21 protein-coding genes and 1 tRNA gene are annotated in these 22,530 nt (G+C 69.6%); 5 read left to right on the top strand and 17 right to left on the bottom strand.

Features of this window, described 5'->3' with window-relative positions; all coding sequences use genetic code 11:
• Positions 1 to 18 precede the first annotated feature (18 nt).
• The 4 genes from LQ771_RS02240 to LQ771_RS02225 form a co-directional block, all read right to left on the bottom strand.
• Positions 19 to 159: a hypothetical protein gene (locus LQ771_RS02240; RefSeq protein ID WP_231350785.1), complete on the bottom strand. Its 141-nt coding sequence runs from the start codon at positions 157 to 159 to the stop codon at positions 19 to 21.
• Positions 160 to 190: 31 nt separating this feature from the next.
• The gene (locus LQ771_RS02235; protein ID WP_231350784.1) at positions 191 to 955 is read right to left on the bottom strand and encodes a queuosine precursor transporter; all 765 of its coding nucleotides are present in this window, start codon (positions 953 to 955) and stop codon (positions 191 to 193) included.
• A 160-nt stretch (positions 956 to 1,115) separates the two neighbouring features.
• Positions 1,116 to 1,652, bottom strand: coding sequence for a peptide deformylase (gene def, locus LQ771_RS02230; RefSeq protein WP_231350783.1), 537 nt, complete (start codon positions 1,650 to 1,652; stop codon positions 1,116 to 1,118).
• A 118-nt stretch (positions 1,653 to 1,770) separates the two neighbouring features.
• Complete coding sequence (locus LQ771_RS02225) at positions 1,771 to 2,547, bottom strand: DUF4197 domain-containing protein (RefSeq protein WP_231350782.1); 777 nt, start codon at positions 2,545 to 2,547, stop codon at positions 1,771 to 1,773.
• A 305-nt stretch (positions 2,548 to 2,852) separates the two neighbouring features.
• Here LQ771_RS02225 and LQ771_RS02220 point away from each other — a divergent pair, with 305 nt between their 5' ends.
• Together LQ771_RS02220 and LQ771_RS02215 are read left to right on the top strand one after the other, a co-directional pair.
• Positions 2,853 to 4,937 carry a carbon starvation CstA family protein gene (locus tag LQ771_RS02220; RefSeq protein WP_231350781.1) on the top strand — a complete coding sequence of 695 codons (2,085 nt, stop codon included), beginning with the start codon at positions 2,853 to 2,855 and terminating at the stop codon, positions 4,935 to 4,937.
• Positions 4,934 to 5,128 (top strand): YbdD/YjiX family protein, encoded by a 195-nt coding sequence (locus tag LQ771_RS02215; RefSeq protein WP_231350780.1) that lies wholly within the window; start codon positions 4,934 to 4,936, stop codon positions 5,126 to 5,128. Before LQ771_RS02220 ends, LQ771_RS02215 begins: the two co-directional genes overlap by 4 nt.
• Positions 5,129 to 5,178: 50 nt before the next feature.
• Here the strand turns inward: LQ771_RS02215 and LQ771_RS02210 are convergent, their stop codons facing one another.
• The 6 genes from LQ771_RS02210 to xerD all read right to left on the bottom strand — a co-directional run bounded on the left by LQ771_RS02210 (position 5,179) and on the right by xerD (position 14,331).
• Positions 5,179 to 6,075 carry a DMT family transporter gene (locus LQ771_RS02210; protein ID WP_231350779.1) on the bottom strand — a complete coding sequence of 299 codons (897 nt, stop codon included), beginning with the start codon at positions 6,073 to 6,075 and terminating at the stop codon, positions 5,179 to 5,181.
• Between the two features lie 85 nt (positions 6,076 to 6,160).
• Positions 6,161 to 7,051 carry a glycosyltransferase family 2 protein gene (locus tag LQ771_RS02205; protein ID WP_231350778.1) on the bottom strand — a complete coding sequence of 297 codons (891 nt, stop codon included), beginning with the start codon at positions 7,049 to 7,051 and terminating at the stop codon, positions 6,161 to 6,163.
• A 610-nt stretch (positions 7,052 to 7,661) separates the two neighbouring features.
• Positions 7,662 to 8,354 carry a hypothetical protein gene (locus tag LQ771_RS02200; RefSeq protein WP_231350777.1) on the bottom strand — a complete coding sequence of 231 codons (693 nt, stop codon included), beginning with the start codon at positions 8,352 to 8,354 and terminating at the stop codon, positions 7,662 to 7,664.
• Positions 8,355 to 8,367: 13 nt separating this feature from the next.
• Positions 8,368 to 12,228 (bottom strand): phosphoribosylformylglycinamidine synthase, encoded by a 3,861-nt coding sequence (purL, locus tag LQ771_RS02195; protein WP_231350776.1) that lies wholly within the window; start codon positions 12,226 to 12,228, stop codon positions 8,368 to 8,370.
• A gap of 145 nt (positions 12,229 to 12,373) precedes the next feature.
• Entirely contained in the window at positions 12,374 to 13,159 is a 786-nt protein-coding gene (locus LQ771_RS02190) for a DsbC family protein (protein ID WP_231350775.1), read from the bottom strand.
• Positions 13,160 to 13,419: 260 nt separating this feature from the next.
• Positions 13,420 to 14,331 carry a site-specific tyrosine recombinase XerD gene (gene xerD / locus LQ771_RS02185; RefSeq protein WP_231350774.1) on the bottom strand — a complete coding sequence of 304 codons (912 nt, stop codon included), beginning with the start codon at positions 14,329 to 14,331 and terminating at the stop codon, positions 13,420 to 13,422.
• Between the two features lie 46 nt (positions 14,332 to 14,377).
• On the opposite strand from xerD, the gene LQ771_RS02180 reads away from it, so the two are divergent.
• The 3 genes from LQ771_RS02180 (at position 14,378) to LQ771_RS02170 (ending at position 17,136) form a co-directional block, all read left to right on the top strand.
• Entirely contained in the window at positions 14,378 to 14,878 is a 501-nt protein-coding gene (locus LQ771_RS02180) for an RDD family protein (RefSeq protein WP_231350773.1), read from the top strand.
• Positions 14,879 to 14,921: 43 nt separating this feature from the next.
• A complete protein-coding gene (locus LQ771_RS02175) occupies positions 14,922 to 15,668 on the top strand; it encodes a class I SAM-dependent methyltransferase (protein WP_231350772.1) in 747 nt (248 codons plus the stop codon).
• A 190-nt stretch (positions 15,669 to 15,858) separates the two neighbouring features.
• On the top strand, positions 15,859 to 17,136 hold the full coding sequence (locus LQ771_RS02170; protein ID WP_231350771.1) for a polyhydroxyalkanoate depolymerase: 1,278 nt from the start codon (positions 15,859 to 15,861) through the stop codon (positions 17,134 to 17,136).
• On the opposite strand, the gene LQ771_RS02165 is transcribed toward LQ771_RS02170, so the two are convergent.
• The 7 genes from LQ771_RS02165 to pal form a co-directional block, all read right to left on the bottom strand.
• On the bottom strand, positions 17,121 to 18,137 hold the full coding sequence (locus LQ771_RS02165) for a glycoside hydrolase family 43 protein (protein ID WP_231350770.1): 1,017 nt from the start codon (positions 18,135 to 18,137) through the stop codon (positions 17,121 to 17,123). The genes LQ771_RS02170 and LQ771_RS02165 overlap by 16 nt on opposite strands.
• A gap of 3 nt (positions 18,138 to 18,140) precedes the next feature.
• A complete protein-coding gene (ltaE, locus tag LQ771_RS02160; protein WP_231350769.1) occupies positions 18,141 to 19,169 on the bottom strand; it encodes a low-specificity L-threonine aldolase in 1,029 nt (342 codons plus the stop codon).
• 89 nt (positions 19,170 to 19,258) lie between these two features.
• Positions 19,259 to 19,334: transfer RNA gene (locus LQ771_RS02155), tRNA-Lys, on the bottom strand.
• 136 nt (positions 19,335 to 19,470) lie between these two features.
• Positions 19,471 to 20,151, bottom strand: coding sequence for a 7-cyano-7-deazaguanine synthase QueC (gene queC, locus LQ771_RS02150; protein WP_231350768.1), 681 nt, complete (start codon positions 20,149 to 20,151; stop codon positions 19,471 to 19,473).
• A 99-nt stretch (positions 20,152 to 20,250) separates the two neighbouring features.
• A complete protein-coding gene (queE, locus tag LQ771_RS02145; protein ID WP_231350767.1) occupies positions 20,251 to 20,934 on the bottom strand; it encodes a 7-carboxy-7-deazaguanine synthase QueE in 684 nt (227 codons plus the stop codon).
• 5 nt (positions 20,935 to 20,939) lie between these two features.
• Positions 20,940 to 21,794: a tol-pal system protein YbgF gene (gene ybgF / locus LQ771_RS02140; protein WP_231350766.1), complete on the bottom strand. Its 855-nt coding sequence runs from the start codon at positions 21,792 to 21,794 to the stop codon at positions 20,940 to 20,942.
• Positions 21,794 to 22,300, bottom strand: coding sequence for a peptidoglycan-associated lipoprotein Pal (pal, locus tag LQ771_RS02135; protein ID WP_231350765.1), 507 nt, complete (start codon positions 22,298 to 22,300; stop codon positions 21,794 to 21,796). The genes ybgF and pal overlap by 1 nt, the downstream gene beginning before the upstream one ends.
• Positions 22,301 to 22,530 lie beyond the last annotated feature (230 nt).

The following is a 22,530-nucleotide window of genomic DNA, read 5'->3' as shown; positions in this document are numbered from 1 at the left end:
GGTCGCCCAGCTCGCTTGCTACCAGCCCAGCAGGCCTTCGATCTGCGGGCCAATGTAGGCGAAACGCGCCGCCGACCAGTCGATCTTCCAGGGAATCGCGCGGGTGGACTCGAGCAGCGTCTTGTAGACGGCGCTGTCCACTTCCAGGTACGAACCCATGGTCTCCCCCGTTCCGGACGTTGCGGCGACTCTACTCTCGCACCCGCCCTGGCGTCCGCACGTCGCCCTCGTCCTTGAGGCTGAACGGGGTGAAGTGGGTGTGCTCGTCGTAGGTATCCACGCCCTCGCGCGACTTGAGGAAGCCGACCACCGCATAGGTCAGCGGGGTGAACACCACCTCCACCGCCACCTTCATCGACCAGTTGAAGGCGATCACGGCGAGGATCGTCTGGCCTTCCCAGATGCCGATGAAGGCGATCGGGTAGAAGGTCAGGCTGTCCACGCCCTGCCCGACCAGCGTCGAGCCGATGGTGCGCGTCCACAGCATGCGGCCGCGCGTCCACAGCTTCATGCGCGCCAGCACGAACGAGTTGGCGAAGTCGCCCAGCCAGTAGGCGACGATCGAGGCCAGCGCGATGCGCCAGGTGCCGCCGAAGACGATCTCCAGCGCCGGCTGCAGCTGCGCGTTGAACGGCTCGGCCGGGCTCGGCGGCATGTGGATGATCGCCTGCGACATCGCGGTGGCGAACAGCATGGCGCCGAAGCCGGCCCAGATCGCGCGGCGCGCGCGGGCATAGCCGTACACCTCGGTGAGCACGTCGCCGAAGATGTAGCTGGCCGGGAAGAACAGGTTGCCGGCGCCGAAGGACACCGCGCCGAACACTGGCAGCGTGACCGTGCAGACCTTGGCCGGGCCGATCAGGTTGGAACACAGCAGCACGGCGACCATGCCGCCGACCAGCAGGTCGTAGTAGCGGAAGCCGCGCATCGGTGCGGCGGGTGCGGATACTTGCATGGAGCCCCCTTGGCGTGGAGGCAGAGGATACCGGGTCGGAAGCGGGGGCTCCTTGCTCACTCCCGGGGAGCAGCAAAAGGAGCAGAGCCGGCCCGGCACGGGCTGACCGGTTCGCGAGCCCCGGCCCTTCACCCCGGCGGGGAGAGGGCGCAAGGCGCGGCTAATCGGCAGCCGGGGCCATGCCGGGGAACAGCACGTCGATGAAGCCGAACCGGGAGAAGTCGGTGATGCGCGAGGGATACAGGCGCCCGATCAGGTGGTCGCATTCATGCTGCACCACGCGCGCGTGGAAGCCCTCGGCGGTGCGGTCGATCGGCTCGCCCGCGGGGTCGATGCCCTGGTAGCGGATCAGCGTGAAGCGGTTCACCACGCCGCGCAGGCCGGGAACCGAAAGGCAGCCTTCCCAGCCTTCCTCCATGTCATGCGAGGCCGGCGTCACCAGCGGATTGAGCAGGATCGTGCGCGGCACCGGTGGGGCATCCGGATAGCGATCGGAGCGGTCGAAGCCGAAGACCACCAGTTGCAGGTCAACGCCGATCTGCGGTGCGGCCAGGCCGACGCCGCCGGCGGCTTCCATGGTGTCGAACATGTCCTGGATCAGCTGGTCCAGCTCGGCGCTGCCGATCATGCCCGCGGGTACGGGGGAAGCGATGCGCATCAGGCGGGGGTCGCCCATCTTGAGGATGTCGCGGATCATCGGGGGCCTCGCGGTGGATACCGGTACAGGTCTGCGGGCGCGGCGGGGCAATTGCAAGATGGCATGGGCCCCGACCGTCGCCCGGATGGAGCACGGAGGCCGAAGCCCAGCCACGGAATCAGCGGCTGCCGAAGACCTTCTTCAGCAGGTCGGTGGTGCGCGCGGCCGGATTCCGGCGAATCGCCTGCTCCTGCTCGCCGATCATGGTGAACAGGCCGTTGAGCGTCTGTTCGGTGACGTAGTCGTCCAGGTCAAGCGGGTTGCGCTTGTCCCCGCCGTTGCCCAGCGCACCCAGGACGTTGCCAAGCCCACTGCCGCCGCCGGCCGCGGTGAGCGCCTTGTATTTCTGCGTGACGCCGACACGGTCGGTCGCCTCGGCGACGATCGGATGGATGCGGGCGGTCAGCGCGTCGCCGGCGACGCGGCGGAAGTAGTCGGTGGCGGCGTGGTCGCCCCCGGTCAGGATGCCGCGCGCGTCCTGCAGGGTCATCTTGCGGATCGCATCGCCGAAGATGTCGGCCACCTGCGGCACGGCTTTCTCCGCGGCGCGGTTCATGCTGAGCTCGAACGCATCGACCTTGTCGCCCTGCCCGAGCTGCCGGGCCAGGTCGCCGACCTGCCTGAGCTTGCCCGGCAGCGGGATGCGTACCTTGGCGTTGCCCCAGAAGCCGTCGGTGCGGCCGAGTTCGTTGATCGCGTGGGTGGTGCCCTTGGCGAGCGCCTCCTTGAGGCCCGCGGCGATATCGCTGCTGGGCAGGTTGGCCGCGCGCGTGGCGTCGGTGGCGTGGCTGCCCTGCTTCAGTTGCTTGAGCAGGTCGTCGAGCTGGCCGCCGGCGGCAGCGGGCAGCGCGGCAATGGTCAACAGGAAGCCGAGGCAGGCGGTTTGCGGTCGCATGGCGGGACTCCGTGGGGATCCGGCGCGGAGTGTACGCGGGCACTGGCGCGCGCGCCGTGATCGTCGCCGACCCACCCGGGCTCGTATCCCCTGCGGGGAGGACCGCCCGCCCGGCTCCCTCTCCCCGCCAGGGAGAGGGCTGGGGTGAGGGGCCGGGGCTCGCGGGAACACTCGTGCATGCGTTTTGGCCCCCGCAAAGGCCTCCCGCTTTCCCGGCAACGCCCGGGAAAGGCGGCAACACGCGCCCGGCATTGACCGGCCGCCCTCCCCGGGACGACTCTTGCCTGACCGTCGAGGAGAAGCCCATGCACACCCGCGCCTCCGTTCCGACCAGCCCCGCGTCGAAGATCCTGTGGGCCTCCATCGCCATCGTCGGCGCGTTCTGCCTGGGCGTGGTGGCGCTGCGCCGCGGCGAGCCGATCAACGCGATCTGGCTGGTCGCCGCGGCGATCGCCATGTTCGTGATCGGCTACCGCTTCTACGGCCGCTTCGTCGAGCGCCACGTCCTCAAGCTCGACCCGGGCCGCGCCACGCCGGCGATGCGTCATCCGGACGGGCTCGACTACGTGCCGACCGACAAGTGGGTGGTGTTCGGCCACCACTTCGCCGCGATCGCCGGCGCCGGTCCGCTGGTGGGCCCGGTGCTGGCGGCGCAGATGGGCTACCTGCCGGGCACGCTGTGGATCCTCATCGGCGTGGTGTTCGCCGGCGCGGTGCAGGACTTCATGATCCTGGCGCTGTCGCTGCGCCGCGACGGCCGCTCGCTCGGCCACATGCTGCGCGAGGAACTGGGGCCGCTGCCGGGCGTGGTCGCGATGTTCGGGGTACTGGTGCTGATGATGATCGTGCTGGCGGTGCTGGCACTGGTGGTGGTCAAGGCGCTGACGCACAGCCCGTGGGGCACCTTTACCGTGGCCGCGACGATCCCGATCGCGGTGCTGATGGGCGTGTACCTGCGCTGGTTGCGGCCCGGGCGCATCCTGGAGGTGTCGATGATCGGGCTGGTGCTGCTGCTGGGCTCGATCTGGCTCGGTCGCTTCGTGGCCGAATCGGCCACGCTGGCGCCGCTTTTCGACTTCGACGCGAAGGCGCTGGCCTGGCTGCTGATCGCCTACGGCTTCTGCGCCTCGGTGCTGCCGGTGTGGCTGCTGCTGGCGCCGCGCGATTACCTGTCGACGTTCCTCAAGATCGGCACCATCGCGCTGCTGGCGCTGGCGATCTTCCTGGCCGCGCCGGTGCTGCAGATGGCCGCGGTCACGCGCTTCGTCGACGGCACCGGGCCGGTGTTCCAGGGCAACCTGTTCCCGTTCCTGTTCATCACCATCGCGTGCGGGGCGGTCTCGGGCTGGCACTCGATCATCGCCTCGGGCACCACGCCCAAGCTGCTGGCCAACGAAGGCGAGGCGCGCCTGGTCGGTTACGGCGGCATGCTGATGGAGGCGTTCGTGGCGATCATGGCGCTGGTGGCGGCCGCGTCGCTGCACCCTGGCGTGTACTTCGCCATGAATTCGCCAGCGGCGCTGATCGGGACTACCGCCGAGCACGCCGCGCAGACCATCAGCCAGTGGGGCTTCGTGGTGACGCCCGACCAGCTTACGCAGACCGCGCGCGACATCGGCGAAGCGAGCGTGCTCTCGCGCGCCGGCGGCGCGCCCACGCTCGCCGTGGGCATGGCACGGCTGCTGCACGAGATCCTGCCCGGCGGCGGCATGATGGCGTTCTGGTACCACTACGCGATCCTGTTCGAGGCGCTGTTCATCCTCACCACGGTGGACGCGGGCACGCGCGTGGGTCGCTTCATGATCCAGGAGATCGCCGGCCTGATCCACAAGCCGCTGCAGCAGACCGAATCATGGACCGGCAACCTGCTTGCGACGGCGATCTGCGTGGGGCTGTGGGGCTACTTCCTCTACCAGGGCGCGGTCGATCCGCTCGGGGGCATCAACACACTGTGGCCGCTGTTCGGCATCGCCAACCAGATGCTGGCGGCGATCGCGTTGCTGCTGGCGACGGTGGTGGTGGTGAAGCTCAAGCGCGAGCGGTTCGTGTGGGTGCCGGGCCTCCCGGCGCTGTGGCTGATCGTGTGCACGCTGGCGGCCGGGTACGAGAAGCTGGCCGGACCGATCAGCTTTACCGCGGCCGCACGCCGGTACGCGGCCGCGGCGGCCGATGACCGGCTGCTGGCGCCGGCGAAGAACGTGGACGAAATGCGGCGCATCGTCACCAACAATTACGTGGATGCAGCGCTGACCGGTCTGTTCATGCTGCTGGTGCTGGCGATGGTGGCATTCGCGCTGCGCACGATCGTGCGCGCCTGGCGGATCAATCATCCCACCGCGAACGAGGAGCCGTACGTGGCGCTCGATGCGGTCGTGGGGAACGCATCATGAAACGCTGGCTTCGCACGGCCTGGTCGCGCGCCGTGCAGACGGCGCGGCTGTGCTGCGGCGTGCCCGACTACGACGCCTACGTGCGCCACCTGCGCGAGCACCATCCGGAGCGTCCGGTGCCGGGTTACGCGGCGTTCTTCCGCGAGCGGCAGGAGGCGCGCTACAGGGGTACCGGCGGGCGTTGCTGCTGAAGCCGGGGGGTCGCAGGAGCAGCCCCGCGACGCACCTTCCTGCAGGATCGCTACACCTCGTGGTGGAGCGCCTCGGCTTCCAGCGCCACGCCGCGCCGGGGTGCCAGCTCCACCAGGTACATCGCCCCCAGCACCAGCGCGCCGCCGGCCAGCATGCGCCAGCTCAGCGCATCCACGCCCAGCGCCACGGCGAAGCCCGCGGCGAACACGGGCTCGGTGGTCATCACGATCGCCGCACGCGCGGCCGGCAGGTGCGCCTGCGCCCAGGTCTGCACCAGCATCGCGCCGGCGCCGGCGACCAGCGCCATGTACAGCACCGCCAGCCAGGCCGAGCCATCGGGCGGCAGCGCCGGGCCCCGCGGCCCGGTGGCCAGCAGACAGACGGTCGCAATCGCCACCACCTGCACCGCCGACATGCCGAACGCGTGCTGCTCGCGCGACCAGCGGCCCAGGCCCACGATATGCAACGCGTACAGCGCAGCGGAGCCCAGCGTCAGCCACACGCCCGGGTCCACCGACACGCCGCGCAACGAAAGCAGAGCCAGCCCGGCGGTGGCCATCGCCACCGCCAGCCACACCACGCCGGCGATGCGCTCGCGCAGCAGCAGCCAGGCCAGGATCGGCGTGAACACCACATACATGCCGGTGACGAAGCCGCTGACACTGGGCGCGATCAGCTTCAGGCCCCAGGTCTGCAGCAGCTGGGCGACGCCGTAGACGACACCCAGCAGCAACGCGCGGCCGACCTGCCCTCGCGGCAACCGCCACACCGGACGCGCGAACAGCACCAGCATCGCCAGCGCCGCGATGGCGAAGCGCACGGCGAGGAAATCCACCACCCGCATGCGGCCGACCACGTCCTTGATCAGCACGAACGTCGAGCCCCACACGGCGGTGAGGGCGAGCAGGCCGACGGTGGCGGCGAAGGTGCGCGGGCGGGTCGTCATATCAGGCAAGCGCCTTTTGATGGATGCCGGCCGCGGCGATGCTTCTGCTGCGCGGCGGGAAAGGGCGTCACCCACGGGTGGGCTCCTACGAAAGGCGGCGCGGGGTCTTGGCCAGCCGCCAAAGCTGGCCGGGTACCTGCGCCGCGAAGTGCGCCCAGATGCCGGTCCACACCAGGCCCGCCACCAGTGGATTGCGGGCGGCCGGATCGAACTTGCGGAACCAGCGCCACATGCCCCGGTGCTTGTGCCGGCTGACGAACACCGGTCGGTGCCGGCTCGACCCGCCCTTGCCATGCAGGACGCGCACGTCGCCGGCGAGCAGCACCGCGTAGCCGGCATCGCGTGCGCGCCGGCACAGGTCCAGATCCTCGCAATGCAGAAAGTAGGCCTCGTCGAAACCGCCCAGCTGCTCGAAGACCTTGCGCGGCAGCAACATGAGCGCGCCGGAGACCGCCTCGGCGCTTACCACGCGCGCCGGTATCCCGCCCTCGATGTTCATGCCGCCGCGCGTGCCCACCAGCGTCGCCAGCGCGTGGCGCAACAGCGGGTCGCGGCGGTACGAGGCCGGGTCCGGCGTGCCGTCGGCGGCGCACACCACCGCGCCGACGATACCTGCCTCCGGGTACTCGTCGAGGATGTCGAGCATGCGGCTGAGGGTGTCCGGCCCGAGCAGGCAGTCGGGGTTGAGCACCAGCAGGTGTTCGCCCCTTGCCATTGCGGCGGCGCGGTTCACCGCCGGGCCGAAGCCGAGGTTGGCCTGGTTGTAGATCACCTTGAGCCGCGGCTCGTTGGCGTGATCGTGTTCGATCGACTGCGGCACGCCGTCGGTCGAGCCGTTGTCGATCAGGATCAGTTCCAGCGGCACCGCGCTGTCCAGCGCGCGCTGCGCGCAGTCGCGCAGCGAGGGGCCGCTGTCGGCGCACACCACGATCACGCTGACCGGAAGCGCCCTTGCGAGGGGAATGGGAGTGGACACCCTGCAAGTATGCGGGAGGGGCCGGCCCGGGAGAACTGCCTGCGGGTTTCCCGCGAGCCTCGACCCCTCACCCCAACCCTCTCCCCGCAGGGGAGAGGGAGCCGGTCCGCGGCAGATCCATGCCTTTCGCTCCGCCTTTCGCTCCGCCTTTCGCTCCGCCTTTCGCTCCGCCTCTCGCTCCGCCTTTCGCTCCGCCTTTCGCTCCGCCTTTCGCTCCGGCCCTTCGCTCCTGCTTTCCGCTCCCGCCTTGGCTCCTCTAAAAAGTGCGCGCAGGAAGCGCGCTGCTCTTCCCCACTCCCCTATGGCGCGGCGGGCGGGTGGCGGATCAGCCCGCAGGGTGGCCGGCAGGACGCCGGCCAGTTTTTCGTCGGGGCAGGAAGCCCCGTCGAAAAACCCCGCCGCCCGCACGCGTACCCGAAGGGCGCGCCATCGGGGTGCCCTTCTCTTTGGTTACTTTCTCTTGGGCAAGCAAGAGAAAGTGACTCGGGCGCCACAGGCGTCCGAAAGCTCTTGCCCTGAAAGCTCTTGCCCTGAAAGCTCCTGCTCCCAAACCTCAAGGCGAGCCCCGGCCCCTCACCAACCCTCTCCCCGTAGAGGAGAGGGAGCTGGATCAACGGCGGCCGAAGACCTCGCGCCAGGCCATCGCCGGGCCCGTCCCGCGAGCCAGCCAAGGACCGTCGTGCCAGCCACACAGCTCCCAGCCGCGCAGGCGGTAGCTTCCCCCGCGGTCGCGGTCGAGCAGCACCAGGCCACGCGACGTGCATGCCACGAACCATTGGCCGTCCGGACTGAACGACGCACGCGCCTGCACGCGCTCCACCGTCGCATCAGTCAGCACGAACCGCCCCGACTCCCAGCGAGCCTCGCCCCCACGCGGGTCCGGGCAGCTACCTTGCGACCACTGCGGCGGCACCAGCTCGACCACCACCGCCCCCGGCCCGATCGGCGCCAGCGCCAGGCTCGGCCAGTCACGCAACTCGGGCTGCGCCACCTGCTCGCGCCGTCCGCGATCGAGCCATGCCTCCAGGCCGGCCAGCAGGGTGAAACCGGCCAACGCACCCAGCAGTGCCATCGCCCAGGCAAAGGCGTCGCCGCCCAACCCCCGCTGAAACGCGAACAGCACGCCGGGCAGGCCCCAACGCAAGGCCCGGCGCAGCAGTGGCGCGTGCCCCTCGAGGGTGGCGAACAGCAGCAGCGCCGCGATCGCCATCAGCAGCGGCAATCCCAGCCACCACGGCAGCACGGCCAGCGCCAGCAACCAGGCCGGCGCGCAAACCCAGCGGGCGGTGACGCCCGCTTTCACCCGCGATACCCGCTCAGCCGCACCACACCCGCGCGTTGCGGAACATGCGCATCCACGGCGAATCCTCGCCCCAGCTCTCCGGATGCCAGCTCAACTGCACGCTGCGGAACACCCGCTCCGGATGCGGCATCAGGATGGTCACGCGCCCGTCCGCGGCAGTGAAGCCGGCCAGGCCGCCGGGCGAGCCGTTCGGGTTGAGCGGGTAGTTCTCGGTCGGCTTGCCGCGGTTGTCGACGAAGCGCACCGCCGCCTGCGCCTTGGACGGGCTGCAGGCATGGGGGAAGCTGACCCGCCCCTCGCCGTGCGCCACCGCCACCGGGATGCGCGAGCCGGCCATGCCCTTGAAGAACAGGCTGGGCGAATCGAGCACCTCCAGCGTGGCCAGGCGCGCCTCGTACTGCTCGGAGGCGTTGCGCACGAACTTCGGCCAGTGCTTCGCGCCGGGGATGATGTCCTTCAGCTGCGAGAGCATCTGGCAACCGTTGCAGGCGCCCAGCGCGAACTTCGACGGATCGTTGAAGAACGCCTCGAACTGCGCGCGCATCGCCTCGTTGTAGAGGATCGAAGTGGCCCAGCCGCGGCCGGCGCCCAGGACATCGCCGTAGGAGAAACCGCCGCAGGCGGCGAAACCCCGGAAGTCGGCCAGCTTGTGGCGGCCGGCGGCGAGGTCGGACATATGCACGTCCACCGCGTCGAAGCCGGCGCGGGTGAATGCCGCGGCCATCTCCACCTGACCGTTGACGCCCTGCTCGCGCAGGATCGCCACGCGCGGCCGCGCGCCGCGGGCGATGTACGGCGCGGCGACGTCCTCGGCCGGATTGAAGCCGAGCCTGGGGCTGACGCCCGGGTCGGCGTCGTCCAGTCGCCACTCCTGCTCCGCGTCGGCGCTGGCGGGGTTGTCGCGCAGGCGCTGCATGGCGTGGCTGGTCTGGTTCCAGGCGCCGAACAGTTGCGTCCAGTTCCACTTGAACACCGCATCGTCGCCCAGGTAGAGCTTGATGCCGAGCTTTTCCTTTGGCCGGCCGATGCGATGGCTCATCCCGGCCAAACCGTGCTTGACCAGCAGCGCCTCGAACGCCTCGCGGTTGGCGCTGGCCACCTGCAGCACGGCGCCAAGCTCCTCGTTGAACAGCGCGCGCAGCGTCGCCTCGGCCCAGCCGTCCAGGTGGATCTGCAGGCCGCAGTGGCCGGCGAAGGCCATCTCCAGCAGGGTCGCCAGCACGCCGCCGTCGGAGCGGTCGTGGTAGGCCAGCACCAGGCCGGCGCGATTGGCTTCCTGCACCAGTTCGAACAGCGCGCGCAGGCGCCTGGGATCGTCCAGGTCCGGCGGCACGCCGCCGGCGCGGTTGAATACCTGGGCCAGCGCGGAGCCGCCGAGGCGATCACGGCCGGCGCCGAGGTCGACCAGCCAGAGGTCCGAGTCGCCGCGGTCGAGCTTGAGCTGCGGCGTGAGCGTGCGGCGCACGTCGTCGACGCGGGCGAACCCGGTGATGACCAGCGACACCGGCGCGACCGTGCGTTGCGCTTGTTCACCGTCCTGCCACACGGTCTGCATGGAGAGCGAGTCCTTGCCGACCGGGATGGCGATGTCGAGCGCGGGACACAATTCCATGCCGACGGCCTTGACCGCGTCGAACAGCGCCGCATCCTCGCCCGGATGGTTGACCGCCGCCATCCAGTTGGCCGACAGGCGGATCTCGCCCAGCGAAGCGATCGGCGCGGCGGCCAGGTTGGTGATCGCCTCGCCCACCGCCAGCCGGGCGGCATCGGCGCTGTTGAGCAGCGCCACCGGGGCGCGCTCGGCCATCGCCATCGCCTCGCCCCGGTAGCCGTCGAAGTCGGTGAGGGTGACGGCGCAGTCGGCCACCGGTACCTGCCAGGGACCGACCATCGGGTCGCGATGGTTGAGGCCGCCGACGGTGCGGTCGCCGATGGTGACCAGGAAGTTCTTGCTGCCCACGGTCGGCAGGCGCAGCACGCGCTGCACCGCCTCATCCATGCCGATGCCGGAAAGATCCGGCAGCAGGTCCACGCGCGGCTTGATGCGCTGCGCGTCGCGGTGCATGCGCGGCGCCTTGCCGAACAGCACGTCCATCGGCAGGTCGATCACGGTGAGGTTGCGGCGCGGATCGGTCACCCGCAGCCTGCGCTCGGCGGTGGCGGTACCGACCACGGCACAGGGACAGCGCTCGCGCTTGCAGTAGGCCTCGAACTCGGCGAGGTCGTCCTGCGCGATGCCGAGCACGTAGCGTTCCTGCGACTCGTTGCTCCACACCTGCATGGGCGAGAGCGAGGGATCGTCGCAGGGCACCCTGGACAGGTCGATCTCGCCGCCCACGCCGGCGTCGTTGAGCAGTTCGGGAATCGCGTTGGACAGGCCACCCGCGCCGACGTCATGGATGCTGACGATCGGGTTCTTGTCGCCACGCATCCAGCAGCTGTCGATCACCTGCTGGCAGCGCCGCTCCATCTCGGCGTTGTCGCGCTGCACCGAGGCGAAGTCGAGCTCCGCGCTGGACGCGCCGGAAGCGACCGACGAGGCGGCGCCGCCACCCAGGCCGATCAGCATGGCCGGACCGCCCAGCACGATCACGGCGTGGCCGGGCTGGATATCGCGCTTCTGCACGTGGTCGCGGCGGATGTTGGCCAGGCCGCCGGCGATCATGATCGGCTTGTCGTAGCCGCGGCGCACGCCGGCTTCGCCGGTTTCATGCTCGTAGGTGCGGAAGTAGCCGCCCAGGCACGGGCGGCCGAACTCGTTGTTGAACGCGGCGGCGCCGAGCGGACCGTCGCGCATGATCTCGAACGCGCTGGCCATGCGCGGCGGCAGCGGGCGGTTCACTTCCCACGGTTCGGGCGCGCCCGGGATGCGCAGGTCGGACACCGAGAAGCCGGTCAGGCCTGCCTTGGGCTTGGCGCCGCGGCCGGTGGCGCCCTCGTCGCGGATTTCGCCGCCCGCGCCGGTGGCCGCGCCCGGCCAGGGCGCGATCGCGGTCGGGTGGTTGTGCGTCTCGACCTTGATCGCGTAGTCGACCTGCTCGTCGTGCTTGCGCCAGTTGCCGTCGCCGTCGGTGAAGAAGCGATGGGCCGTGTGGCCCTCGATCACCGCCGCGTTGTCCTTGTAGGCCGAGAGCGTGTGCGCCGGCGAGCTCTGGTGGGTGTGCTTGATCATGGCGAACAGGCTCTTGTCCTGTTCCTCGCCGTCGATCGTCCAGCTCGCGTTGAACACCTTGTGGCGGCAGTGTTCGGAATTGGCCTGCGCGAACATGAACAGTTCGGCGTCGGTCGGATCGCGGCCCAGTTCCGCGTAGCGCGCGACCAGGTATTCGATCTCGTCGTCGGCCAGCGCCAGGCCCAGGCGGGCGTTGGCGGAGGCGAGCGCCTCACGCGGGTCGCCACCCAGCTCGATGTGCACCAGGTCGCCCGGCGTGCCGGCCAGGAACAGGCCCTGCGCCTGCGCCAGGTCGGTCAGCACCGACTCGGTCATCGGGTCGTGCAGTACGGCCAGCACCGCCGCGTGATCGGGCGCGCCGGCCTCCGGCAGGCCCGCCACCTGCCAGGCGATGCCGCGCTCGACGCGACGCACGTCGAAGCCGGCGCCATGCAGGATGTCGGTGGCCTTGCTCGACCATGGCGAGATGGTGCCCAGGCGCGGCACGGTCCACAGCGTGGCGGACTCGGGCGCGGCGTCCCTGGCTTCCAGCACTTCCAGCAGACGCTTGCGCTCGGTGCCTTCGGGCGCGTGGCCGGCGTCCAGCACGTAGACGAACCAGGAAGCCTGTACGCGTGCGCCACGGTGCACCGCATCGAGGCGGGCGTTCAGGCGATCCAGGCGAAACGGCGAAAGGGCGCTCTGCCCGTCGAAAGCGATCATGCGGGGGATTCGGCGCTGAAGGGAAGCGCCCTATTCTACCCGATGCGGCCGGGCGGCCCGTCTATGGCGGCGTAACAGGGCGTCAGGGGGCCGAAGGCAGGGGAAACCTCCCGCGTCGCGGCCCTCTCCGCGCGGTCCCGGCCGCTCAGCCGCCTTTTTCGAGCAGCTTGAGCAGTTTGTCCGGCGTCACGTAGCCGCCCAGCACCATCCCGTCGGGGCCCAGCACCATCGGCGTGCCGGTGACGCCCAGCTTGACGCCGAGGTCGAACTCGTCCTTGACCGGGTTGGGGCACTCGGCCGACGTGGGCGTCTTGCCCTGCTTGGCGGCGGTAAAGGCGGCCTTGCGGTCGGCGGCACACCAGACCGAGACCATTTCCTTGTAGGTATCGGTGGGCGCGCCGGCGGTATCGGTCACGCCCTCGCGCGGCCAGGCCAGGTACTCGACCGCGATGCCTTCGTCGTTGAACTGCTTGATGTGCGAGTGGAACATGCGGCAGTAGCCGCAGTTGACGTCGGAGAACACGGTCACCGTGTACTTCGGATGTGGCGGCGCGAACACGATGCGCTGCGACGCCGGCACCTTGGCCAGCTCGGCCTTGCGGAAGCTGGCCCAGGCGCGTTCGCTCAGGTTTTCCTTCGCGCCGAGGTCGACCACGTCGCCGTTGACCATGTACTTGCCGTCAGTGCTCACGTAGACCAGCTGGCCCGAGGCGATCACCTGGTAGAAGCCCGGCAGCGGCGAGGATGCGATCTGGTCGATCTGCACGCCGGGGGCAAGCTTCTTCAATGCGGCGCGTACCACCTGTTCCGCGGCCGGATCGACGGCGCTGCCGGCGGCCGGGGCGCTGGCGGGATCACCCTGGCGATCGGCGGCGCAGGCGGCGAGCGCGAAGACGCTGGCGAGCAGCGCGGCGGATAGCTTCTTGAACATCGGCAAACCTCGTGGCCGCGCGGGGGAAAGCGGCGATCAGGCCGATTCTGGCACAGCGGGGATAAGCGGGGGCTGACACGCTTGCTCCCTCGCCCCGGGCGCAGCCCAGGGGAGAGAGTTGGGGGGAGGCCTTTGGCTTTTTCGCCATCTCCCGATCAGAGCGAAGAGCCTCCCCCTCTCCCCAGCCCTCTCCCCCGGCGGGGCCGGGGGAGAGGGGGCACTACCGGCGAGGGTGCTGTTGTGCCGGGGGGGAGGAGGCACTACCCGCGCGGGTGGTGTTTCGCGTGCAGGCGCTTCAGGCCTTCCTTCGCCACCAGGGTGTAGATCTGCGTGGTGCTGAGCGAGGCGTGGCCCAGCAACAGTTGCAGCGCGCGCAGGTCGGCGCCGTGATTGAGCAGGTGGGTGGCGAACGAGTGGCGCAGCACGTGCGGCGAGATGCGCTTGCCCTCGATGCCGACCGCCAGCGCGTAGCGCTTGACCAGTGTCCAGAACATCTGCCGCGTCATGCCCTCGCCACGCTGGCTGAGGAACAGCGCCGCCGGCTGGCGGCCCTTCGCAAGCTGCGGCCGTGCGTCGGCGAGATACGCCTCGATACGCTCGAGCGCAACTTCGCCGACCGGCACCAGGCGATCCTTGCCGCCCTTGCCGGTGACCCGCAGCACGCCCTGGCGCGTGTTGAGCGCCGCCAGCGGTAGTCCCACCAGCTCGGAGACGCGCAGGCCGGATGCGTACATCAGTTCGAGCATCGCCCGGTCGCGCAGCCCGAGCGTGGAACCCGCATCCGGCGCGGCCAGCAGCGCCTCGATCTCGCGCTCGGCCAGCGCCTTGGGCAGGCTGCGCGGCATGCGCGGGCGTTCGATCAACAGGGTCGGATCCTCGAAACCGGGCATGTCCCGCGCCTGCTGGCCGTAGTAGCGACGGAACGCCGACTGGCGCCGCGCCATCGAACGGACTGCCGCCCGCTGGCTGCCATGGAACGCCGACAGGTCCTCGCGCCGCGCCGTCTGCAGCCCGCGCCCGCGAGAGGCGAGCCAGCGTGCCAGTGCTTCCAGGTCCTGCCGGTAGGCCTCCAGGGTGCGATCGGCCAGGCCGTCTTCGGACCAGACCCGTTCCAGGAAGGCGGCGATGCTCCGCTGGTCGGCTTCGGCGATACTTGCGCTCTTTTCCTGCATGCGCAGATGCTCGCCGCGAGCCGCGGCGGGCGCAAGCCAGATATCGATGAACCGACCGCACGACACCCACCGCCCCTGCCCGCTGTGGCGCCGCCTGGCCGCGCTGGTCTACGACCTGCTGGCGGTGGTGGCCATCGTGATGGTGGTGGGGCTGCTGTCCCAGCTCGCCACCGGTGGCCACCTGGTAGCCACCGGTGCCCGCACGGCGATCGCCTGGTGGTACCAACCGCTGCAAGGTCTGGTCGTCGGCGCGTACTTCGTGATCTCCTGGCTGCGCGGCGGGCAGACGCTGGGCATGCGGCCGTGGCGCATCCGGTTGGTCGCGGCCGACGGCGGGAAGCTGCGGCCGGCACAGGCGTTGCGACGGGTGGTGGTCGCCGCGCTGCCTTTGCTGTTGCTCGGGCTGGCGCCGTGGCTGGGACTGCGGGGCGCCGTCTGGGCGGTGCTCGTCGGCTGGGCGGCGTGGTTTGCTCCGGCCCTGTTCGACCGGCGCCGCCGCGCGCTGCACGACGTGGCTGCCGCGACCGAGTTGCGGCGGATTGCCTAGCCGGTTCACATCCACCGCCGCCGCGCTTGCTGTACAAGGGCTCATGGCCACTCCCGCCCCTATCCGCAGCGATGCCGAACTGCTCCGCGTCAACCGCGGCTTCTACGAAGCGCTGTGGGCGCAGGCGCGGCTTGTCGATCCCGAGCGTTTCAATACCTGGCCGCTGTTGCGCGAGCTGGCCGCGGCAGCGCCGCGCCGGCTCGAAGTCGCCCCCGGCCTGCGTCCTCGCCTGCCGCTGGAAGGCACCTGTTTCGTCGACCTGAGTCACGCGGCGCTGCGTCAGTTGCGGGCGCGCGGCGCGAACGCCATGCACGGCATGATCGGGGCCCTGCCCTGCACCGATGCGCAGTTCGACCTGGTGTGTGCGTTCGACATCCTCGAACACGTCGCCGACGACGACAGCGCCTTGCGCGAACTCGCGCGCGTGGCGGCGCCGGGTGCGACGCTGTTGCTGTCGGTGCCGTTGCATGCCGACGCGTGGACCGCGTTCGACGAGTTCGTCGGGCACTGCCGGCGTTACGAGCCGGAGGCGATCGGAGCCAAGCTTGCCGCGCACGGGTTCGCGCTGGAACGCAGCGCGATCTACGGCATGCAGCCGAAATCCTCGCGCCTGCTGGACCTGGGGCAGTGGTTCCTCACCCACCGGCGCGAGCGTGCGATGTGGTGGTACAACCACGTGTTCATGCCGCTGGGGCTCAGGTTCCAGAAGCCTCTGCAGTGGCGCGAGGGGTTGTCCGGCGTGGATGGCGTGGATGAGGTGCTGCTGGTGTGTCGGCGGCTTGGCGGCTGAGGCAGGCGTTTCGACTTCGCCCTTACGCTCAATGCGAACGGTTCTTTCGTTACCGCTCCGGCCGCCCCCTCAACCGTTCGCCCCGAACGTAGGCGCGCAGCGCCGGAGTCGAAGCGCCCTTCTTTGCCGCACCGCAACATCGCAAGCGTAAAGCCGCTAGAATAGTGCTTTGCCCATGCCCCGGTCCGCCATGCTCTACCAACTCCACGAATGGCAGCGCGCCTTCATGGGCCCGATGAGCTACTTCGCGCAAGCCGGCGCGAAGATGTTCAGCGAGCCGGGCAGCCTGCTCGCGCAGTGGCCGGGCGCGGCGCGATGGGCGGCCGGTTGCGAACTGATGTACCGGCTGGGCAAGGACTACGAGAAGCCCTCCTTCGGCATCCACGAGGTCCGCGCCGGCGGCCACACCGTCGCGGTGGTGGAGCAGACCGCGCTCGACCTGCCGTTCTGCCAGCTGAAGCGCTTCAAGCGCTACAGCGACGACCCCGCGGTGATCGAGGCGATGCGCCGCCAGCCGGTGGTGCTGGTGGTGGCGCCGCTTTCGGGCCACCACGCCACGCTGCTGCGCGACACCGTGCGCACGCTGCTGCGCGATCACAAGGTCTACGTCACCGACTGGGTCGACGCGCGCATGGTGCCGGCCGAAGCGGGCATGTTCCGGCTGGACGACTACGTCGGCTACGTCGAGCGCTTCATCCGCCACATCGGCGCGGGCGAGCTGCACGTGGTGTCGGTATGCCAGCCGACCGTCCCGGTACTGGCCGCGGTCTCGCTGATGGCCGCACGCGGGCAAGAAACACCGCGCAGCCTGGTGATGATGGGCGGCCCGATCGACCCCCGGCGCAGCCCTACCAGCGTCAACGACCTGGCCACCACCCAGCCGTTGTCCTGGTTCGAGGCCAACCTGATTCATACCGTGCCGGCCAACTATCCGGGACGCGGGCGCAGGGTCTATCCGGGTTTCCTGCAGCACGCCGGCTTCGTCGCGATGAACCCGGGCCGCCACCTGTCCTCGCACTGGGACTTCTACCTCGACCTGCTGCGCGGCGACCTGGACGATGCCGAGGCGCACCGGCGCTTCTACGACGAGTACAACGCCGTACTCGACATGCCCGCCGGGTACTACCTGGACACGATCAGCACGGTGTTCCAGCAAAGCCTGCTGCCGCGCGGTCTATGGGATGTGGCTGGCGAGCGCGTGGATCCTGCCGCCATCACGCGCAGCGCGCTACTCACCATCGAGGGCGAACTGGACGACATCTCGGGCCTGGGCCAGACCGAAGCGGCGCACGCGCTGTGCACCGGCATCCCGGCGAAGCGGCATGCCCACCGCGTGATCGAAGGCGCCGGGCACTACGGCATCTTCAGTGGCCGGCGCTGGCGCGAGACGGTTTATCCGCAGGTGCGCGACTTCATCCGCCAGCACGCCCCGCAAGCGCCGCGCCGGGCGCCTCAGCGCAAGGGATGAGCCTCGACGCCCTGCCGCGTCATCTTCACCGGCAGGATGCGGCCCCGGGCATCGAACTCCAGGCGGTCGATGCAGACCACGCGGTGGTTGGCGACCGTCTCCCCCCTGGGCCGCCGGTGGTAGACGATGTACCAGCGACCGTCGGGCGTGTGGAGCAGCGAGTGGTGGCCGGCGCCGGTGGCGATCGACGGATCCTGCTCGAGGATCTTGCCCACGCGCCGGAACGGACCCAGCGGCGAATCGCCGATCGCGTAGGCCACCGAATAATCCGGCCCGGTCCAGCCGCCCTCTGACCACATCAGATAATAGCGGCCATCGCGCTTGAACATCATCGGGCCTTCGACGTAGTGCTCCGGCGTGATCTCCTTGAACACCGTGCCGTCGGCAAAGGGCACGAACCCGGTGAAGTCGTCCTTCAGGCGGGCGATGTTGGCGTGCTTCCAGCCGCCGTAGATCAGGTAGTACTTCCCGTCGTCATCGCGGAAGACCGACTGGTCGATGGGCTGCGCTCCGTTGTGGAAAGCGCCCACCAGCGGCTTGCCGAGCAGGTCGCGGAACGGGCCGTCCGGCCGATCGGCCACCGCCACGCCGATGCCGCCAACCTCGCGATCGTCGTGGATGTCGTTGGCCGCGAAAAACAGGTAATAGCGCCCGCCCTTGGCGACCACGGCCGGTGCCCACATCGCGCGCCTGGCCCAACGGACCGCGGGCGCGTCCAGCACGCGGGGATGGCGCGTCCACCTGACCAGGTCCGGCGAGGAGAACGCATCGAAGAAGAGCTGCTGGTCGTAGCCGGCGGATAAGGTCGGATAGATCCAGTATTCCTTGTCGAAGATCGCCGCCTCCGGATCGGCGTACCAGCCGGGAATGACCGGGTTGCCGGCGTGTGCCACGGCGCCCTGGCGCGCGCCGCCCGCGGCGACCGGAGAGGCCAGCGCGAGGGCCAGCAGGGTCGACCTCAGCAGCCTCGCACCGTGCGCGCGGGCCGCCGCCCCCCGCACCGTTCACGTCGCCTTCCCGCGGGCGAAGAACGCGGCGAACGTTTCGGCGGTGCGGGCGATGCCGGAATCGTCCACATCCAGGTGCGTGACCAGCCGCAGTGTCGGCAGGTAGCCGATGCTGATGCGGATGCGGGCCTCGCGCAGATGTGCGTCCAGCTCCCGCAGCCGCTCGGCCGGCACTTCGACGAAGACCATGTTGGTGTGCTGGCCGAGCAGGTGCAGGCCCGGCACGGCCTCGAGCCGCCGTGCCAACGTGGCGGCGCGGGCGTGGTCGTCGGCCAGCCGCGCGACGTGATGGTCCAGCGCGTGCAGGCCGGCCGCCGCCAGCATGCCGGCCTGGCGCCAGCCGCCGCCGGCGACCTTGCGCCAGCGCCGCGCCTTGTCGATCAGCGTCGCCGAACCGACCAGCACCGAACCGACCGGCGCGCCCAGCCCCTTGGACAGGCACACCGACACGCTGTCGAACTGCCGGGCGATCTCGCGCGCGGGCACGCCGGAAGCCACCGCCGCGTTGTACAGGCGGGCGCCATCCAGATGGAAGGCCAGGCCGCGCTCGCGGGCGAAGTCGTGCGCGGCGCGCAGGTAGTCCATCGGCAGCACGCGGCCATGCCAGGTGTTCTCCAGCGCGAGCAGGCGCGTGCGCGCGAAGTGCGGATCGACCGGCTTGATTGCCGCGGCCACGCGGTCCAGCGGCAGCGCGCCGTCGGCATCCTGCACGATCGGCTGGGGCTGGATGGAGCCGAGCACCGCCGCGCCGCCACCCTCGAACTTGTAGGTGTGCGCGTCCATGCCGACGATGTACTCGTCGCCACGTTCGCAGTGCGACATCAGCGCCAGCAAATTCGACTGCGTGCCGCTTGGCACGAACAGCGCGGCCTCGAAGCCGAGCTCGTCGGCCAGGCGCTGCTGCAGGGCATTGACGGTCGGGTCCTCGCCGTAGACGTCGTCCCCGACCGAGGCATCCAGCATGGCCGCACGCATCGCGGGCGTTGGCCTGGTTACGGTATCGCTGCGCAGGTCGACCCAGTCCACATTGTGCTCCCGGCAAAGGAAGCAGCTTCGCGCGCGATCTGGCGCGAGGCAAGCGGGCACAAAAAACCCGCGACGAGCGCGGGTGAAGATGGTGGGTCGTCCGGGACTCGAACCCGGGACCAATAGATTAAAAGTCTACTGCTCTACCAGCTGAGCTAACGACCCATCAAGCGAACGGGCGATTTTAAGGTTTGCGTACGGAGCACACAATCCCGCGGAGCACGTGCGGGAGTTCACCTGCGGGCGATGCCATTTGCGGGCTCGACGGTAGCATCGCCCACAAGCGGACTCCCGCAAGGCATCAGGCGTAGCGTGTGGGGTCCGGCAGGCCGGCAGCCCGGAAACCTTCGGCACGCAGGTGGCAGGCGTCGCAGTGCCCGCAGGCGCGTCCCTGGGCGTCGGCCTGGTAGCAGCTGACGGTCTGGGCGAAGTCCACGCCCAGGCGCTGGCCCTCGCGCGCGATGTCGGCCTTGCTCATGCGCATCAGCGGCGCGTGGATGCGCAGGCCCGCGCCTTCCACGCCGGCCCGGGTGGCGACGTTGGCCAGCTGCTCGAAGGCGTCGATGAAGGCCGGGCGGCAATCCGGGTAACCGGAGTAGTCGACCGCGTTGACCCCGCAGAGGATATCGTTGGCGCCGAGCACTTCGGCCCAGCCCAGCGCTATCGACAGCATGATCGTGTTGCGTGCGGGTACATAGGTCACCGGGATGCCCTCGCCGCCTTGTTCGGGCACGTCGATGTCCGCGGTGAGCGCCGAACCGCCGATGCTGCGCAGGTCGACCTGCACGGTCTTGTGCGCCAGGGCGCCCATCGCGCGTGCAACCCGCTCCGCGGCCTCCAGCTCGGAGCCGTGCCGCTGGCCGTAGGCGACGCTCAGTGCGTAGACCGCGAAGCCCTGTTCGCGTGCGATGGCCAGGGTGACGGCGGAATCCATGCCGCCGGAGACGAGCACGACGGCCTTGCGGGGAGTGGTTTCTGACATGGAACGGTTCCTTGCATACGGCCGGTCACCGGCCGGAGGGCGCTCGCGGCGTCACAGGCCACGGCGCGGTTCCTCCTTTCCGCCGAGGGAAAGGAGAATTCAATGCCCCGGCGCGTCGTTCCAGAGCAGCTTGTGCAACTGCAACTGGAAGCGGACCGGCAGGCGATCCTCGATGATCCACTCGGCCAGCTCGCGCGGCTGCACGGCACCATGCACGGGCGAGAACAGCACCATGCAGCGGCGATCCAGCGCATGCTCGGCCACTACGCTGCGCGCCCACTCGTAGTCGGCACGGCTGGCGATGACGATCTTGACCTGGTCGTGCGGCAACAGGTGGTCGAGGTTGCTCCACAGGTTGCGCGCGCTCTCGCCCGAGTCGGGCGCCTTCAGGTCCATCACCTTGCGCACGCGCGGATCGACCGCCGACACGTCCAGCGCGCCGGAGGTTTCCAGCGAGACGTCGTAACCGGCATCGCACAGGCGGCGCAGCAGGATCAGGCAACGCTTCTGTGCCAGCGGCTCGCCGCCGGTAACGCAGACATGGTGCGCCCCATGCCCGGCGACCTCGGCGAGGATGTCGTCGATTGCGTGCCACTGGCCGCCATGGAACGAATACTCGGTGTCGCACCAGACGCAGCGCAGCGGGCAACCGGTGAGGCGCACGAACACGGTGCGCCAGCCGATGGCGTCGGCTTCACCCTGGATCGAATGGAAGATCTCGGTGATGCGCAGGCGTTCGGCCGGGACCGGCGCGACGGGCGCCTCGCCCGCGTCACTGCCCATACTTCTCAGCGGATCGCCGATTGCAGTTGCAGTCGGCGCAGGCGTTCCTGCGCCAGGCTGGCGGCGCGGGAGGTGGGGTACTTGCTGGTCACCTGTTGCAGCGTGGCTTTGCCGGCATCGGTCTGCTTGAGCTCGAGCTGGCTGTAGCCGACCTTGAGCAGCGCGTCGGGGGCCTTTTCGCTCTGCGGGAACTGGCTCAGCAGCCGCTGGAAGGCTTCCAGCGCCACCGGGTAGTTCATGGTCACGTAGTAGGACTCGCCGAGCCAGTACCAGGCGTTTGGCGTGAGCGTGGTGTCCGGATACTGCTGGATGAAGCTGCGGAAGCCGCGCGAGGCCTGCGCGTAGTCACCGCCACGCAACGCCTGGAAAGCCGCATCGTAGGCAGCCTGTGCATTTCCGTCCGGGGCTGACGCGGGCGTGCCGCTGCCGCTGGCTGCCGTGCCGGCGGGGGACTGGGCCGGATTGGCCGGGGTTGCCGCGGCCGAGCCGGCGGATGCCGGGGCACTGCCTGCGGGCGTGGAATTCGTGCCGGCGCCGTTGCCCTCGAGGCGGCCGAGCCGCGAGTCGAGGTCGATGTACTGCGCCTTGTTCTTCTCTTCGAGCTGCTGCAGGGCGTGCTGCAGTTCCTCGACCTGGCCCTGCAACTGCTGCACCTGCGCCTGCAGTTGCTGCACCTGGTTGACCAGGCTGGTACCACCCTGGTTCTGAGCCTGTGCCTGCTGCTCCAGCCGCGACACGCGGTCGGCGAGGCTCAGGCGGGAATTCTGTGCCAGGGCCGGAACGGCAACGAGCATGGCGGACGCAAACGCGCCCGCCATGCCGAGCCTGGCCGAAAAACGCTTAGCCAGTGCGCTCTTCATTACTTCGCCGTGTAGACGATCTCGACGCGACGGTTCTTGCTCCAGCAGTCCTCGTTGTGCTCACGGCACACCGGCTTTTCCTTGCCGTAGGAGATCACTTCGATCTGGCTGGCCGAGCCACCGTTGGCCTGCAGCGCGTCGGACACGGCATTGCCGCGGCGCTCGCCCAGGCCCAGGTTGTATTCGCGGGTGCCGCGCTCGTCGGTGTTGCCTTCCAGGCGCACGTGCGATTCCGGACGGTCCTGCAGGTACTTGGCGTGGCACGCCATGATCTGCTGGAACTCCGGCTTGATCTCGGTCTTGTCGAAATCGAAGTACACGACGCGCTGGCGCAGGCAGGCGTCGGTATCGAGGTCGGCCGGGGTGTACTTGTTGCTCTCCGGGGCCGGCTGGGTCTGCGGCTGCGGCTCCGGCTGGGGCTGCGGCTTGACTTCCTGCTTCTTCGAGCAAGCGGCTGCGCCGATGCAGAGCAGGGCGACCAGGGCGACGCGAGCGGTCTTATTCATGGGTGACGTTCCTTCAAAACGGGGTTTGAGTTCCGACAGTCAATGACGATTGCGGTGTTGGGACAGTGATCGCCGGTGGTCCGGCTTGTTGTGTGACGCTTGGTGTTACCGCGGGCCAGTCACTCGTCGCGCCTGGCAACCGTTGGCTGGACGCCTTTGGCTGCGCCCCGCCCTAAGCGAAATGGCGCCAAGGCGCCGTTTCGGCCCGTTCCATGGGCATTCCGCCGGAG

Origin of the sequence: Frateuria soli (genome assembly GCF_021117385.1) — a bacterium.
Lineage (GTDB): Bacteria > Pseudomonadota > Gammaproteobacteria > Xanthomonadales > Rhodanobacteraceae > Frateuria_A > Frateuria_A soli.
This window is presented reverse-complemented; position numbering and strand designations above follow the sequence as displayed.

Bases quoted from the DNA above. Each gene is read 5' to 3' on its own strand.
- LQ771_RS02240 (WP_231350785.1), bottom strand. From the start codon at position 159: ATGGGTTCGTACCTGGAAGTGGACAGCGCCGTCTACAAGACGCTGCTC.
- LQ771_RS02235 (WP_231350784.1), bottom strand. From the start codon at position 955: ATGCAAGTATCCGCACCCGCCGCACCGATGCGCGGCTTCCGCTACTAC.
- def (WP_231350783.1), bottom strand. From the start codon at position 1,652: ATGATCCGCGACATCCTCAAGATGGGCGACCCCCGCCTGATGCGCATC.
- LQ771_RS02225 (WP_231350782.1), bottom strand. From the start codon at position 2,547: ATGCGACCGCAAACCGCCTGCCTCGGCTTCCTGTTGACCATTGCCGCG.
- LQ771_RS02220 (WP_231350781.1), top strand. From the start codon at position 2,853: ATGCACACCCGCGCCTCCGTTCCGACCAGCCCCGCGTCGAAGATCCTG.
- LQ771_RS02215 (WP_231350780.1), top strand. From the start codon at position 4,934: ATGAAACGCTGGCTTCGCACGGCCTGGTCGCGCGCCGTGCAGACGGCG.
- LQ771_RS02210 (WP_231350779.1), bottom strand. From the start codon at position 6,075: ATGACGACCCGCCCGCGCACCTTCGCCGCCACCGTCGGCCTGCTCGCC.
- purL (WP_231350776.1), bottom strand. From the start codon at position 12,228: ATGATCGCTTTCGACGGGCAGAGCGCCCTTTCGCCGTTTCGCCTGGAT.
- LQ771_RS02190 (WP_231350775.1), bottom strand. From the start codon at position 13,159: ATGTTCAAGAAGCTATCCGCCGCGCTGCTCGCCAGCGTCTTCGCGCTC.
- xerD (WP_231350774.1), bottom strand. From the start codon at position 14,331: ATGCAGGAAAAGAGCGCAAGTATCGCCGAAGCCGACCAGCGGAGCATC.
- LQ771_RS02180 (WP_231350773.1), top strand. From the start codon at position 14,378: ATGAACCGACCGCACGACACCCACCGCCCCTGCCCGCTGTGGCGCCGC.
- LQ771_RS02175 (WP_231350772.1), top strand. From the start codon at position 14,922: ATGGCCACTCCCGCCCCTATCCGCAGCGATGCCGAACTGCTCCGCGTC.
- LQ771_RS02170 (WP_231350771.1), top strand. From the start codon at position 15,859: ATGCTCTACCAACTCCACGAATGGCAGCGCGCCTTCATGGGCCCGATG.
- queC (WP_231350768.1), bottom strand. From the start codon at position 20,151: ATGTCAGAAACCACTCCCCGCAAGGCCGTCGTGCTCGTCTCCGGCGGC.
- queE (WP_231350767.1), bottom strand. From the start codon at position 20,934: ATGGGCAGTGACGCGGGCGAGGCGCCCGTCGCGCCGGTCCCGGCCGAA.
- ybgF (WP_231350766.1), bottom strand. From the start codon at position 21,794: ATGAAGAGCGCACTGGCTAAGCGTTTTTCGGCCAGGCTCGGCATGGCG.
- pal (WP_231350765.1), bottom strand. From the start codon at position 22,300: ATGAATAAGACCGCTCGCGTCGCCCTGGTCGCCCTGCTCTGCATCGGC.